General features: G+C 65.2%; 14 protein-coding genes. 5 read left to right on the top strand and 9 right to left on the bottom strand.

What is annotated here, in order from left to right; translation table 11 throughout:
• Window positions 1-86: 86 nt before the first annotated feature.
• Entirely contained in the window at window positions 87-344 is a 258-nt protein-coding gene (locus QJT82_RS05730; RefSeq protein WP_028338520.1) for a hypothetical protein, read from the bottom strand.
• A gap of 218 nt (window positions 345-562) precedes the next feature.
• Here QJT82_RS05730 and QJT82_RS05735 point away from each other — a divergent pair, with 218 nt between their 5' ends.
• On the top strand, window positions 563-739 hold the full coding sequence (locus QJT82_RS05735) for a hypothetical protein (RefSeq protein WP_162832403.1): 177 nt from the start codon (window positions 563-565) through the stop codon (window positions 737-739).
• A 48-nt stretch (window positions 740-787) separates the two neighbouring features.
• Here the strand turns inward: QJT82_RS05735 and QJT82_RS05740 are convergent, their stop codons facing one another.
• From QJT82_RS05740 to leuC, 6 genes are read right to left on the bottom strand one after another with little or no spacing between them, the layout of a single operon-like run.
• Entirely contained in the window at window positions 788-1,660 is an 873-nt protein-coding gene (locus tag QJT82_RS05740) for an ABC transporter permease (RefSeq protein ID WP_028338519.1), read from the bottom strand.
• Window positions 1,657-2,490, bottom strand: coding sequence for an ABC transporter ATP-binding protein (locus QJT82_RS05745; protein ID WP_051447697.1), 834 nt, complete (start codon window positions 2,488-2,490; stop codon window positions 1,657-1,659). The genes QJT82_RS05740 and QJT82_RS05745 overlap by 4 nt, the downstream gene beginning before the upstream one ends.
• The gene (locus QJT82_RS05750; protein ID WP_028338517.1) at window positions 2,487-3,548 is read right to left on the bottom strand and encodes an ABC transporter substrate-binding protein; all 1,062 of its coding nucleotides are present in this window, start codon (window positions 3,546-3,548) and stop codon (window positions 2,487-2,489) included. The genes QJT82_RS05745 and QJT82_RS05750 overlap by 4 nt, the downstream gene beginning before the upstream one ends.
• Window positions 3,548-4,681 (bottom strand): 3-isopropylmalate dehydrogenase, encoded by a 1,134-nt coding sequence (gene leuB, locus QJT82_RS05755; RefSeq protein ID WP_028338516.1) that lies wholly within the window; start codon window positions 4,679-4,681, stop codon window positions 3,548-3,550. The genes QJT82_RS05750 and leuB overlap by 1 nt, the downstream gene beginning before the upstream one ends.
• On the bottom strand, window positions 4,678-5,328 hold the full coding sequence (gene leuD, locus QJT82_RS05760; protein ID WP_028338515.1) for a 3-isopropylmalate dehydratase small subunit: 651 nt from the start codon (window positions 5,326-5,328) through the stop codon (window positions 4,678-4,680). The genes leuB and leuD overlap by 4 nt, the downstream gene beginning before the upstream one ends.
• 3 nt (window positions 5,329-5,331) lie before the next feature.
• Window positions 5,332-6,735 carry a 3-isopropylmalate dehydratase large subunit gene (leuC, locus tag QJT82_RS05765; RefSeq protein WP_028338514.1) on the bottom strand — a complete coding sequence of 468 codons (1,404 nt, stop codon included), beginning with the start codon at window positions 6,733-6,735 and terminating at the stop codon, window positions 5,332-5,334.
• Window positions 6,736-6,880: 145 nt separating this feature from the next.
• On the opposite strand from leuC, the gene QJT82_RS05770 reads away from it, so the two are divergent.
• The gene (locus tag QJT82_RS05770; protein WP_028338513.1) at window positions 6,881-7,651 is read left to right on the top strand and encodes a helix-turn-helix domain-containing protein; all 771 of its coding nucleotides are present in this window, start codon (window positions 6,881-6,883) and stop codon (window positions 7,649-7,651) included.
• A gap of 195 nt (window positions 7,652-7,846) precedes the next feature.
• On the opposite strand, the gene ald is transcribed toward QJT82_RS05770, so the two are convergent.
• Window positions 7,847-8,962, bottom strand: a complete 1,116-nt coding sequence (gene ald / locus QJT82_RS05775) for an alanine dehydrogenase (RefSeq protein WP_028338512.1) — start codon at window positions 8,960-8,962, stop codon at window positions 7,847-7,849.
• 126 nt (window positions 8,963-9,088) lie between these two features.
• Here ald and QJT82_RS05780 point away from each other — a divergent pair, with 126 nt between their 5' ends.
• The 3 genes from QJT82_RS05780 to QJT82_RS05790 all read left to right on the top strand — a co-directional run bounded on the left by QJT82_RS05780 (window position 9,089) and on the right by QJT82_RS05790 (window position 11,520).
• Window positions 9,089-9,577, top strand: a complete 489-nt coding sequence (locus QJT82_RS05780) for an Lrp/AsnC family transcriptional regulator (RefSeq protein WP_028333294.1) — start codon at window positions 9,089-9,091, stop codon at window positions 9,575-9,577.
• 193 nt (window positions 9,578-9,770) lie between these two features.
• Window positions 9,771-10,724: a hypothetical protein gene (locus QJT82_RS05785; RefSeq protein WP_245288622.1), complete on the top strand. Its 954-nt coding sequence runs from the start codon at window positions 9,771-9,773 to the stop codon at window positions 10,722-10,724.
• Between the two features lie 85 nt (window positions 10,725-10,809).
• Window positions 10,810-11,520: a gamma-glutamyl-gamma-aminobutyrate hydrolase family protein gene (locus QJT82_RS05790; protein ID WP_028338510.1), complete on the top strand. Its 711-nt coding sequence runs from the start codon at window positions 10,810-10,812 to the stop codon at window positions 11,518-11,520.
• On the opposite strand, the gene QJT82_RS05795 is transcribed toward QJT82_RS05790, so the two are convergent.
• Window positions 11,517-12,395, bottom strand: coding sequence for an NmrA family NAD(P)-binding protein (locus QJT82_RS05795; protein ID WP_028338509.1), 879 nt, complete (start codon window positions 12,393-12,395; stop codon window positions 11,517-11,519). The two genes, QJT82_RS05790 and QJT82_RS05795, sit on opposite strands and share 4 nt — an antisense overlap.
• Between the last annotated feature and the right edge of the window lie 61 nt (window positions 12,396-12,456).

Raw genomic sequence — 12,456 nt, forward strand, 5'->3', positions numbered from 1 at the left:
CGTGGCCTGCGGCACCAAGCAAACGTCCGCCGTGACGAGGTCAGCGACGGACGTTCATGCTCACACAAGATCGCCTGAAGTTGGCGTCAATCGTCGTCGTTGTGGATGACGGTTTTGCTGCGATTGCCGAATTCGTCCCGCTTCTTGATGACCGTGGTCCGGTCACGGCGCGGCTCACGCTCCCTGATCACGGTGGTGCGATCACGATCGCGGTCGCGATACTCGGGTGCCCGACCAACCGTTACACCCGCGCCGACGGGACCTGCGCGGACACCGATATCATCGGCGAACACAGGCGATGCGATCGCGGTCACTATGGCCGCGGCTAGCAGATACGTCCTCATGCCGTCTCTCCTCCTCCAGTTGCGATGAGAAGGAGGAACGTCGAGTGCGACGGACCGTTCCTGTATCGAACGTGCTGCAGTTGCTCACGCACCGGTGCGAAACATCGCGCGGGGAACTCGCTGAACAAGCATTCATCTGTGTGGCGAAATACCCGTGTTCCACGCGTTGAATAGCCTGAATTGATGTCCCACGTCCTTAACTAACAGGAGGACGTTCCATGAAACAGTCACAGCACTTCCTCGACAATGCGGAGAACTGCGCGCAGCTTGCCGAGCGTGCCGACGACGAGCCGACCCACAAGCGCTTCAAGCGAATGGAAGCGGCCTGGCGCGCGCTGGCAAAGGAACAGGATTGGCTCGACGGCGAGACTTCGCCAGCGGAAAATGCAGCCTAGATCCAGCCCGGCCGTGGCGACAAATGCGACGTCGCCACGGCCCGCGGCCTACTCGGCGCTGCGCTGCCGCTGCCAGCGCAACAGATAGGCCTGCAGCCGCCAGATGATCGCCGACAGCACCACACCGACCAGCATCAAGACCACGACAGCAACCATCATGCCCGAGGCCTCGCCGCGCGCCTCCGATTCGATGATGAGGCGGCCGATGCCGCGCTCGGCGCCGATGAACTCGCCGACGATCACGCCGATCAGCGCGAAGGAGATCGCAGGCGTCAGCGAGGCGAACACCCAGGCCATCGTCGAGGGGATCACCACCGTTCGGGTGATCTGCCATTCGCTGGCGCCGAGTAGCCGCGCGGCATTGGTGAAGCCCTCGTCGATCGAGCGCGCGCCCTCGAAGGTGTTGAAGAACACCAGAAACACGACGACGATCCAGGACGTCACGATCTTCGACATGTCGCCGATCCCGAATGCCAGCACGATGATCGGCGCCAGCGCGATTCGCGGGATCGAATTGACCGCGGTGATGAAGGGCTGAAAGATCGCGCTCAGCCGGTCAGATCGTCCCAGGATCAGCCCGGCGACGAAGCCGCTGACCACGCCGGTGACGAAGCCGAAGAAAGTATTCTTCAGGGTGATGGCGGTCGCGGCCCAGAGATTGTTCTCGTTGCGCGCCAGACACTTTCCGAAGTCGCCGTTGAACCAGCTGTTGAAGACGCCGAGCTTCGAGGTCAGGCAGCTCTGGATCAGGAAGTTGTCGAAGATCATCGACGGCTTCGAGATGAAGTAGGGATCGAGCAGGTCGGGCACCAGCCAAGGCAGTCTGGTGCGGAGGTCGTAGCCCCATTGCCAGACCGACAGCACGACGGCGCAGATCAGGACCTGCCAGCCGACCGTGCCGAGCGTGCCGTACCTCTTCATGCGCTGCGGCCCTTGACGAATTCCTCGCCCAGCGAATGCCAGATGTGCTGGAACAACTCGGCATAATGCGGGGTCTCACGCACCTTCACTGCATCGCGCGGACGCACGAAGTCGACCTCGAACATGTCCTTGATGCGGCCCGGCCGCGCCGAAAACAGGATGATGCGGTCGGCCAATGTCAACGCCTCGCCGAGATCGTGGGTCACGAACAGCACGGTCTGCTGCTCGCGCTCCCAGATCCGCAGCAGCACCTCGTGCATGTCGATCTTGGTGTGGGTGTCGAGCGCGCCGAACGGCTCGTCCATCAGGAGAATCTGCGGCTCGACGATCAAAGTGCGCATCAACGCCGCGCGCTGCCGCATGCCGCCCGACAGCGCCGACGGATAGGCGTTCTCGAATCCCTTCAAGCCCGCTTGCGCGACGCATTCCGCGATGCGCTCCGTCCGTTCGTGAGCCGGCACGCCTGACAGCTCCAGCCCGTAGCCGATATTGTCGCCGACCGTCCGCCACGGAAACAGCGTGTCGCGCTGGAAGACGTAGCCGACATTGGGCGTCGCCTTGCCGGCGACGACGCGCTTGCCGTCGATCAGGATCTCGCCGCCGGTCGGGCGGATCAGCGAGGCGATCATGTTGAGCACCGTGCTCTTGCCGGAGCCCGACGGCCCGAGCAGCGCGACGAATTCGCCGCGGCGGACGTCGAAGGTGACGTCGCGGACCGCCTCGATCGTGGTCCTGGCAAGCTGGAACGACTTGCTCAAACCCTTGACCTCGACGCGACGATCGGCCGAGGCGCGCGGCGACACGGTTGCGCTTGTCTCGAGCGCGCTCAACCCGGATAGGCCTTTCGCGCCGCTTCGATCAGGTTGGAATTGACCACGTCGGCGATCTTGAGCGGCTTGATACCGGTCATCTCGCGGAACCAGACCTTCTCGCCGCGCGCGAAGCTCGCGGCGTCGATCGAGCCCTCATAATCCGCGACCTTCTGGATCGACGTGATCTCCAGCAGATTGGCCTCGCGCGAGGTGCTGCCGACATAGGGCTCGATGGCGTCGTAGACCTCGGTCGGCTTGTGGGTCTTGATCCATTGCGACGCCCGCCACAGCGCGGTGACATAGGCCTGCATCTTGGCCGGGTCCTTGTCGATGGTGGCTTGCAGCGTGAAATGCGCGGTCACCGGCACCTTGCCGCCGATATGCTTGTTCCAGATCGCCTCATCGGTACCGTCGAACAGCAATTCGCCCCAGCCCTGCTGCTGTGCCTCGTTCAACAGCGACAGCGAACTGACGAGAATGTCGACCTGCTTCGACTTCAGCGATCCCAGCATGGTGTCGACATTGCCGGTGCCGATCCAGGTCACCTTGTCGTCAAGCCCCATGGTTTCCATGTAGTATGACGACCAGACATGGTTGGTGCCGCCGAGCGAGGAAACCGAGACGATCGGCTTGCGGCCGTCGGGCCGCTTCCATTGCGTGAAGGCCTCCAGCGAGTTGATGCCCTGGTCCTTCAGATCCTTGCGGATAATGAACATCACCGAGTTCGACCGTGTGTCGACCGGCAACAGCACGCGCGCGGCGCGACCGTGATTGGTCAGCTGCATCGGATGGGTGACGTCGCCGATGCCGATGTCACCCTGCGACGAGGCGATGATCTCGCGGGTCTTCACACCGCTGCCGCCCTGCACCAGCTTGCAGTCGAGCCCGGCCTCCTTGAAGTAGCCGATACGGTCGGCGACGAACTGCGTCTGATAGACCGGCACCGCGACCGGATAGATCGCGCGGCCCGTGGCCGCCTGCGCCCATGCACGGCCACCCGCCAGCGCGGCGCCGCCGGCGGCGATGACCGTCAGCGCCGATCGCCTCGAAATGTGGGGCATGGCGAGGCGCGCCATCACGCGTGCTCCTTCGCCGAGATCTTGTCGAGCGCGCCGAGCACCGCATCACCCATCTGCACGGTCGACAGCGTTTTCGCCCCGGCCTCGGCGATATCGGCCGTACGCGCGCCGGAGGCGAGCGCGGTCTGCACCGCCTTCTCGAGCAGGTCAGCGTCCTCAGGCCGATTCAGCGTCAGGCGCAGCAGCATCGCGACGCTGAGGATCGAGCCGAGCGGATTGGCGATGCCCTTGCCCGCGATGTCGGGCGCGCTGCCATGCACCGGCTCATAGAGCGCCTTGCGCCGGCCGAAGCGATCGACCGGGCCGAGCGAGGCCGACGGCAGCATGCCGAGCGAACCCGAAGCCATCGCCGCGCAGTCGGACAGGATGTCGCCGAAGATGTTGCCGGTCACCATCACGTCGAACTGCCGCGGCTCGCGCACGATCTGCATCGCGGCGTTGTCGACATAGAGATGGGTCAGCTCGACATCGGAGAACTCCTCCTTGTGCAGCTTGATCACCTCCTCGCGCCACACCACGCTGGTCTCCAGCACATTGGCCTTGTCGACCGAGCAGACCTTGTTGCGCCGGGTCCGCGCCAGTTCGAAGGCCGAGCGCGCCACGCGGCGGATCTGGTTCGTGGTGTATTGCTCGGTGTTGAAGCCGCGGCGCTGGCCGTCGGGCAGCGTCTCGATGCCGCGCGGCTCGCCGAAATAGATGCCGCTGGTCAGTTCGCGGATGATGACGAAATCGACGCCGTCGAGCACCTCGGGCTTCAGCGGCGCGGACGCCGACAGCGCCGGGCTCGCCATGATAGGCCTTAGGTTGGCATAGAGATCGTACTTGCTGCGCAGGCCCAGCAGGCTGCCGGCCTTGCGCGCCGCGGCCGGCACTTCGGTGGTCTCCGGTCCGCCGGTCGCGCCCCACAGGATGGCGTCAGCCTCGTCCATCGCCTCGGCGGTATCCTCGGGCAGCACCTTGCCGGTCGCCAAATACGGGATCAGACCGTATTGGGCCTCGCGCAAGGTCATCGGCACGTTACGTTTCGCCGCGAACCAGTCGAGCACGCGGCGCGACTGCGCGGTGACCTCGGGGCCGATGCCCTCGCCGCCGACGACGGCGACCTTGACCATGTTGGATTGCGTGCTCATGCGGATGTCCTTGAAGCGGGTGTCCTAGTCGAATGAATCCATGGCCGCGCCGCGCGGTCGGAAGCCTGGAAAGCGAGGATCTCGTCGTCGCGCCGCAGCGTCAGCGCCACCTCGTCGAGCCCCTTCAGCAGCCCCTCGCGTCGCCGCGGATCGATCTCGAACGAATGCCGCGCGCCTGACGGCGAGACGATGGTCTGGGCCTCGAGGTCGATCGAGACCTTGCCCGCGCCTTGCGTCGCCTCGATGTCGGCGGCAAGCTGATCGACCACCGCCTTGTCGACGATGACGGGCAGGATTCCGTTCTGGAAGCAGTTGGCGAAGAAGATGTCGCCGAAGCCGGAGCCGATGATGGCGCGGATGCCGCGCTCCTGCAGCGACCACACCGCGCCCTCACGCGAGGAGCCGCAGCCGAAATTCGGCCCGGTCACCAAAATCTCCGCTTCCCGATACGGCTCGCGGTTCAGGATGAATTCCGGATTCTCCGAGCCGTCGGGCAGATAACGCAGCGAGCCGAACGCCCATTTGCCGAGCGTGCCGCGGATCGAGTTGCCGACCAGGCGCTCGATCCGGATGATGACATCGGTATCGATATTGCCGCGCATGATCGGCGCGGCGGTTGCGGTGAGCTTGTCGAACGGTTTTGGCATGCTCTAGCGTCCCATCATCCTGACATCGGCGATCGCGCCGGCAATGGCGGATGCCGCGGCACTCGCAGGGCTCGCCAGATGTGTCCGCGCGCGCGGCCCTTGCCGGCCGACGAAATTGCGGTTCGAGGTCGAGACCGAGCGCTGCCCGGGCGCCACCACCTCACCATTGGCGGCAAGGCACATCGAGCAGCCCGGCTCGCGCCACTCGAAGCCGGCGTCGATGAAGATCTTGTCGAGCCCTTCGGCGACCGCCTCGCGCTTGACGTTCTCGGAGCCCGGCACCACCCAGGCGCGGACCCCGGCCGCGACCTTGCGGCCGCGCGCAATCTCGGCCGCAGCGCGCAGGTCGCTGATCCGGCTATTGGTGCAGGAGCCGATGAACACCCAGTCGACCGGCGTGCCCGCGATCGGCGCCCCGCCTTGCAGGCCCATATACTCCAGCGCGGTCTCGATCGCGGCGCGCCGCAACGGATCGTCGACCGCCTTCGGATCGGGAATGACGCCGTCGACGCCGACGACGTGCTCGGGGCTGATGCCCCAGGTCACTTGCGGAATGATCTTTTCGACGTCGATCACGACCTCGCGGTCGAACACCGCGTCGGGATCGCTCGGCAGTTCGCGCCACGCTTTCACCGCGAGATCCCACATCTCGCCTTGCGGCGCATAGGGACGGCCACGCAGGAATTCGAACGTCTTTTCGTCCGGCGCCACCATGCCCATCTTGGCACCGAGCTCGATCGAGAGGTTGCAGATCGTGAGCCTTCCCTCGATCGGCAGCGCGCGGATCGCACTGCCGGCATATTCGACCGCATAGCCGGTGCCGCCGGCCGCGCCGATATGGCCGATCAGCGCCAGGATCATGTCCTTGGCGGTGACGCCGAGCGGCAGCTTGCCCTCGAAGCGCGCGCGCAGCGTCTTCGGACGGCGCTGGATCAGCGCCTGCGTCGCCAGCACATGGGTGAGCTCGCTCGATCCGATGCCGAAGGCGAGCGCCCCCAAGCCGCCATGGGTGCAGGTGTGGCTGTCGCCGCAAACGATGGTCGCGCCCGGCAGGCTCAAGCCGAGTTCCGGACCGATGACGTGGACGATACCCTGGCCGGGCTGATCGACATCGAACAGCGTGATGCCGCTCGCCGAGGTCTCGACCCGCAGCGCGGCCAGCAATTCCAGTCCGATCTTGCTGGTTCCGGCGCGGCCCGGCGCCGTCGAGAGCGCGTGATCCGGCGTCGCGAATGTCAGTTCGGGATTGTGGACCTTGAGGCCCCGGCTCTTCAGATCGAGCAGGCCGCGCGAACCGCCGAGATCGTGCAGCAGATGGCGGTCGATATGAAGGAGGTCCGTATCCTCGCTGAGGCGAGCAATGACATGCTGGTCCCAGATCTTCTCGAGCAAACTTCGGCCGGGCATCCGCCTTCCCCTGCTCTGTGCGTTTCCATGCGACTTGATCTTATTGACGCCAATCTGGGCCAAAGTTGTCGTCAAGTGAAGCGGTTTTGCCCTAACATCACATATGTGATGAAGGTGCGGTACTTGACCCGCCGAGGAGCCAGCCATGCCGAATCCGAATAAGACGGCCATCGTCAAATCGGCCATGCGGACGTTTGCAGTTCTGGAGTTCTTCCGGAAAACAAAGCGGGCTGCCTCCGTGACTGAAATATCGTCCGCGTTGGAGATGCCGCAATCGAGCACGTCGGTGTTGCTTCGATGTCTCGTCGAATTGAACTACCTGGAATACGAGCGAAAGACCCGGCTTTTCATCCCGAGCTACCGGGTCAATCTGCTGGGTGACTGGATTCGTCGTTCCCCGTTCCGTGATACCAAGCTCACCGATCTGATGGAGGAACTCTGGACCGCGACGGGCGGCGAAACCGTCATGCTCGGACAACAGGCCGGCGCCGCCGGGATGCAGTATCTGCACGTTGTCCCCGGCGGCTCTCAGCTTCAGTACACGGCACAAGCCGGTCAAATACGACCGATGGTGCGGACCGCGCTCGGACATGTGCTGCTGAGCCAAATGCCGAACAACAAAATTCGCGGCATTATCCGGCGCAACAATGCCGAGGAGCCGAGTCAATCGGCGCGCGTTCGCGAATCCGCCTTTCTCGAAGAGGTCGAGCGCATTCGCCGCCGCGGCTTTTCCGAGACAGGCGGCCGCACGACGCCGGGCGCAAACACAATAGGCATGCTCGTTCCCCTGCCGAAGCGACGCGCTCCGCTCGCCATCGGCATTGGCGGCCCGATCGAACGCATCGCGGCAAAGCGCGCGCAGATCATTGAAGTCATGCAGAACCGGCTGAAGGAACTGAAAGATGCAGCGCCGTAGCCCGGATGAAGCGAAGCGTAATCCGGGCTACGGATACTGAATGTCTGTCTTCTCCTTCCCCCTGGAAGGGGGAAGGTCGGGATGGGGGTCCGCCACAGGCGGCGCTCTATGTGGAGAGAGCAGATCCCCACCCGCTTTGCTCTGGCGAGCAAAGCGACCTCCCCTTTTCAAGGGGAAGATCTTTCGGATTTCGCCTCACGACGCCAGCGCTTCCTCCGGCATCACGGATGACAGATGCTGGCTCTCGGCGACGGCGCGGTTGGTGATGCGGCCGCGATGCACGTTGAGGCCGGCGCGCAGATGCGGATCCTCGACCAGCGCGCGCAGTCCCTTCGCGGCCAGCGCCAGGCCGAACGGCAAGGTGGCATGATTGAGCGCGTGGCTCGAGGTGACCGGCACCGCGCCCGGCATATTGGCGACGCAATAATGCACGATGTCGTCGACCAGATAGGTCGGCGCCTGATGCGTGGTCGGCTTCGAGGTCTCGAAGCAGCCGCCCTGGTCGATCGCGACGTCGACCAGCACCGCGCGGCGTTTCATGCCTGCAAGCTGCGCGCGCGAGACAAGTTTCGGCGCGCTGGCGCCGGGCACCAGCACCGCGCCGATCACGACGTCGGCTGCGAAAACTTCCTGCTCGATCGCTTCCAGCGTGGCGTAACGGGTGCGGACGCGGCCGAGGAAGAGATCGTCGAGTGCGCGCAGCCGCGGCAATGAGCGGTCGAGAATGGTGACGTCGCTGCCGAGGCCTGCGGCCATCCGCGCCGCATGAGTGCCGACCACGCCGCCGCCGATGATCGCAACCCGCGCCGGCGGAACGCCCGGCACGCCGCCGAGCAACTTGCCCATGCCGTCGGCGGATTTGCGCAGCGCCGCGCCCGCGGCCTCGATCGCGAGCCGGCCGGCGACTTCGCTCATCGGCGCCAGCAGCGGCAGCCCGCCATGCGCATCCGTGACGGTCTCATAGGCCACCGCCGTGCAGCCGGAAGCGATCAGCCCCGCGGTCTGCGGCACATCGGGCGCGAGATGCAGATAGGTGAACAGGATCTGTCCCTCGCGCAGCCTGATCCATTCGGACGGCTGCGGCTCCTTCACTTTCACGATCATCTCGGCGACGGAGAACACCTCTTCGGCGGTGTCGGCGATCCGCGCGCCGGCCTGCGTGTAGACGTCGTCGCCCGCGCCGATGCCGTCACCGGCGCCGCGCTGGACCACGACCTCGTGGCCGTGCGCCGCATATTCCCGCACCGAGGCAGGCGTCAGCCCGACCCGATATTCCTCGACCTTGATTTCCTTGGGCACGCCGATGCGCATGGTCCGCTCCTTGCTGGATTCGTTTCCGCCAGTATCAAGGCTATGCCCCGTCACATGGCGTTTCTCAGCGATTTCCGGCTTGCTCACAGCCAAATACGCCCATATCCTTCGCTTTCAGCTCAGCTCTTGAAGGAAATCTGCGTGGACGGTCTCGATCGCATCGACCTCAGAATCCTCGCCGAGCTGGTCAGTGATGCCCGCGCGAGCCAGATCGAGCTTGCCGAGAAGGTCGGGTTGTCGCCGACCGCCTGCGCGCGGCGCATTCGCCATCTCGAGGAGATCGGCGTGATCCGCGGCTACCGCGTCGACCTCGAACCATCAGCGCTCGGCCTCGTGACGACCGTCGTCGTCACCATCACGCTGGAGAAGCAGAGCGAGGATTATCTCGCAGCCTTCGAAGCCGCGATCGCGCGCTGCCCCGACGTCGTGTCCTGCCATCTGATGTCGGGCAGCGACGATTATCATCTGCAGGTGATCGCCCGCGACATCGCCGACTTCGAGCGCATCCACAAGCAGCATCTGTCGCGGATGCCGGGCGTCGCCCGCATCCATTCCAGCTTCGCGATGCGCGAGGTGGTTCGCCGCACCATTCCCGAGACCGCGCTGCGCGGCTGACGGTCACGCACCACCGCGCACCGTCACAATCGCGCACTGTCACAATCGAGCACTGTCACAATCGCGCACTGTCATAATCGGATCTGCCCGGCTCGCTCCCACACGCAATTTTTAGTTCGTGATTCGCTGCCTTCTATGACAGAATTGCTACAGTTCAATATCAATTCGGTTACACGCGGAGCGGTGAATGAGCATGGAGTGGCGGGCGCGGCCGGTTTCGCTGGCTTGGTCAAATCCAGTGGTCCGGTGGTGGGGCTTCCTGAGCCTCGTCAGTGCCGCCAACATCGCGATCTGGTTCGCGCTCTACCGCCAGTTCAATGAACAGGCCAATGGCAGCTTCAGCAACACCTCGGGCATCGGCCTGATGATGCTGCTGTGCGCGGCCTATGTGTTCGGCTGCGCCTTCCGCTCGGTCCTGCCGCGCGCCGACGTGCAGCGCATCTGCCTGTTCGACACCTGGCTGTCGAGCGTCGTGGTCGGCCGCACGGTTGCCACCGTCGCCGAGGTCTGCTTCGCCGCGCAATGGGCGATCATCCTGCATCAGCTCGGCACCATGACCGGCGCCGAGACCACCGTGACCATCGCCTGGATCATCGTGCCGCTGATCGTGATCGCGGAATGCTTCTCCTGGTATGCGGTGCTGACCACCCATTATCTCTGCAACGCGATCGAGAACTCGATCTGGGCGGTGGTGTTCTTCCTGGTCGGGATTGCGCTGTGCCGGCTGCTGCCGGAGTTTCATGGCCCGGTGCGCTGGGCCTTCATCGTCGCGATCCTCGGCATCGCCGCCTTCCTTGCCTTCCTGATGACCGTCGACGTCCCGATGTATCTGAACCGCTGGCGCGCCAACCTCGCCGCCGGCGGCACGCTGCTGCATCCGCTGGAAGGCCTGCGCGACGTCAGCCGGCGCTGGGTCGTGACCCATGACATCGCGGAATGGCGCGAGGAGATCGCCTGGATGTCGCTGTATTTCAGCATGGCGGTCTGGTCGAGCCTCGCGCTCTGCGTCGGCTATTCGCTCGAGGATCAGCTGCCGCGCTACCGCACCGAGCCTGCGATCGTGACGGCGACACCGGCGAGCGAGAGCACGGCGCCGACAGCACAGCACACCGCCACGATCGACGCGGCGGCGCCGTCGCGGAATTGATCGGCAACCGCCGCGCGCGGCTTGTCGCCGCCGGTGCTTTCGGAGTAAAGGCTGAGGCATCCCCGCTCATCTGTCAGCGCGTTCCATGCCCCGCATCACCATCATCGAAACCGGGCTCGTCAGTCCGCAATTCCGCGAGCGCCACGGCAGCTATCCGCAGATGTTTCAGCGAATGGTAGCCACCGCCGATTCCTCTGTTACCTGCGACGTCGTCAGCCTCGCCAATGGCGAGACGCTGCCGGATCCGGTCGCCTTGGATGCGATCCTGATCACGGGATCGGCCGCCGGCGTCTACGACGACGTCGCATGGATCGCGCCGCTCGAAGCCTTCGTGCGCGCGGCCCATGACAAGCGCATTCCAACCGTCGGCGTCTGCTTCGGCCATCAGCTGATCGCGCAGGCGCTCGGCGGCACGGTGCGCAAATCCGAGAAAGGCTGGGGCATCGGACGCCATGTCTATCGGATCGCGCCGGACAACGGGCTGATCGACGGCGAGACGATCGCCGTCGCCTGCTCGCATCAGGACCAGGTGATCACCCCGCCCGCCTCCGCGCGCACCATCCTGTCGTCCGGGTTCACGCCGCATGCCGGCCTGCTCTATGCCAACGGCACGACGCTGTCGGTGCAGCCGCATCCGGAATTCACCGCCGACTATGCCGGCGCGCTGTGCGACCTGCGCCGCGGCCTCGCGCCCGATAGCGTGGTCGAGACCGCCAAGACCTCGCTGGCAGAGCCGCTCGACCACGCCACGCTTGGCGGCGTGGTCACGCGCTTCCTCACGCACGGGCGCAGCTAGCCCTTGCGCCACTGCGCGGCGGCGTCGCGGGCGAAATCGCGATAGGCCCGCGGCGCGCGGCCGAGCAGCTTCGTCAGGCGCGCCAGCTCGTCGGCCGTCGCGACCGCGCCGTCGCTCTGGTACCGGCCAAACATCAGGCGCATGTCGAGCGCGAGCCATGCCGGCATCGCCGCCTTGAAACGCTGCTCCATCACCGCGAGATCGTCGCCGCCATAGCTGACCGCGCGACCGAGCTCATCGCGCCAGATCGCAGCCGCGCCCGCACCGGTCACGACGTCGGGGCCGACCAGCGCGTAAGTCTCGCGGCCCAGCGGGGCGGACGCGCGCTCGCGGCGCAGCAGCTCGATCGCGGCCGCCTCGCCGATGTCGCGGATGTCGACCATCGAGATGCCCTTGGCGCCGATCGGCATGCCGTAGGCGCCGAAGTTCAGCAGCGGCTCCTTCAGCCGAAGATCGTTCTGGATGAAATAGGCCGGACGCAGGATGGTCGCGGGAATATCGAGCGCCTCGATCATCCGCTCGACCGTGTGCTTGCCGGCGAAATGCGGCACGTCCGCATAGGCCTCGCCCTTGAATACCGAGAGATAGACGATGCCCTTGACGCCGGCCTCGCGTGCGGCGGTCAGCGTCAGCATCGCCTGCGTCAATTCGTCGGCGGCGTTCGGCACCAGCAGGAACAGCGTGCTGACGCCAATGAGCGCCGCGCGGGCCGAATCCACGTCAGCAAGATCGCCGCGAACGGCCGTCACGTGCTGCGGAAATTGCGCCTTGCCGGGCGAGCGCGTCAGGGCGCGAACCTCGACGCCGTGACCGGTGAGATGGTTCAGAACCTGGGTCCCGATGGTGCCTGTGCTGCCTGTCACCAGAATAGCCATGTCGAATACTCCTTCTCTTCGGCAGACCGCCTGCCGTTGGGCGAGAAGCTATCCGTTCCAA

It is taken from the genome of Bradyrhizobium sp. Mp19, from assembly GCF_029952935.1.
Lineage (GTDB): Bacteria > Pseudomonadota > Alphaproteobacteria > Rhizobiales > Xanthobacteraceae > Bradyrhizobium > Bradyrhizobium elkanii.

What these genes read in the sequence shown, in the direction of transcription:
- QJT82_RS05730 (WP_028338520.1), bottom strand. Translation starts at nt 344, where the DNA reads ATGAGGACGTATCTGCTAGCCGCGGCCATAGTGACCGCGATCGCATCG.
- QJT82_RS05735 (WP_162832403.1), top strand. Translation starts at nt 563, where the DNA reads ATGAAACAGTCACAGCACTTCCTCGACAATGCGGAGAACTGCGCGCAG.
- QJT82_RS05740 (WP_028338519.1), bottom strand. Translation starts at nt 1,660, where the DNA reads ATGAAGAGGTACGGCACGCTCGGCACGGTCGGCTGGCAGGTCCTGATC.
- QJT82_RS05750 (WP_028338517.1), bottom strand. Translation starts at nt 3,548, where the DNA reads ATGGCGCGCCTCGCCATGCCCCACATTTCGAGGCGATCGGCGCTGACG.
- leuB (WP_028338516.1), bottom strand. Translation starts at nt 4,681, where the DNA reads ATGAGCACGCAATCCAACATGGTCAAGGTCGCCGTCGTCGGCGGCGAG.
- leuD (WP_028338515.1), bottom strand. Translation starts at nt 5,328, where the DNA reads ATGCCAAAACCGTTCGACAAGCTCACCGCAACCGCCGCGCCGATCATG.
- leuC (WP_028338514.1), bottom strand. Translation starts at nt 6,735, where the DNA reads ATGCCCGGCCGAAGTTTGCTCGAGAAGATCTGGGACCAGCATGTCATT.
- QJT82_RS05770 (WP_028338513.1), top strand. Translation starts at nt 6,881, where the DNA reads ATGCCGAATCCGAATAAGACGGCCATCGTCAAATCGGCCATGCGGACG.
- ald (WP_028338512.1), bottom strand. Translation starts at nt 8,962, where the DNA reads ATGCGCATCGGCGTGCCCAAGGAAATCAAGGTCGAGGAATATCGGGTC.
- QJT82_RS05785 (WP_245288622.1), top strand. Translation starts at nt 9,771, where the DNA reads ATGGAGTGGCGGGCGCGGCCGGTTTCGCTGGCTTGGTCAAATCCAGTG.
- QJT82_RS05790 (WP_028338510.1), top strand. Translation starts at nt 10,810, where the DNA reads ATGCCCCGCATCACCATCATCGAAACCGGGCTCGTCAGTCCGCAATTC.
- QJT82_RS05795 (WP_028338509.1), bottom strand. Translation starts at nt 12,395, where the DNA reads ATGGCTATTCTGGTGACAGGCAGCACAGGCACCATCGGGACCCAGGTT.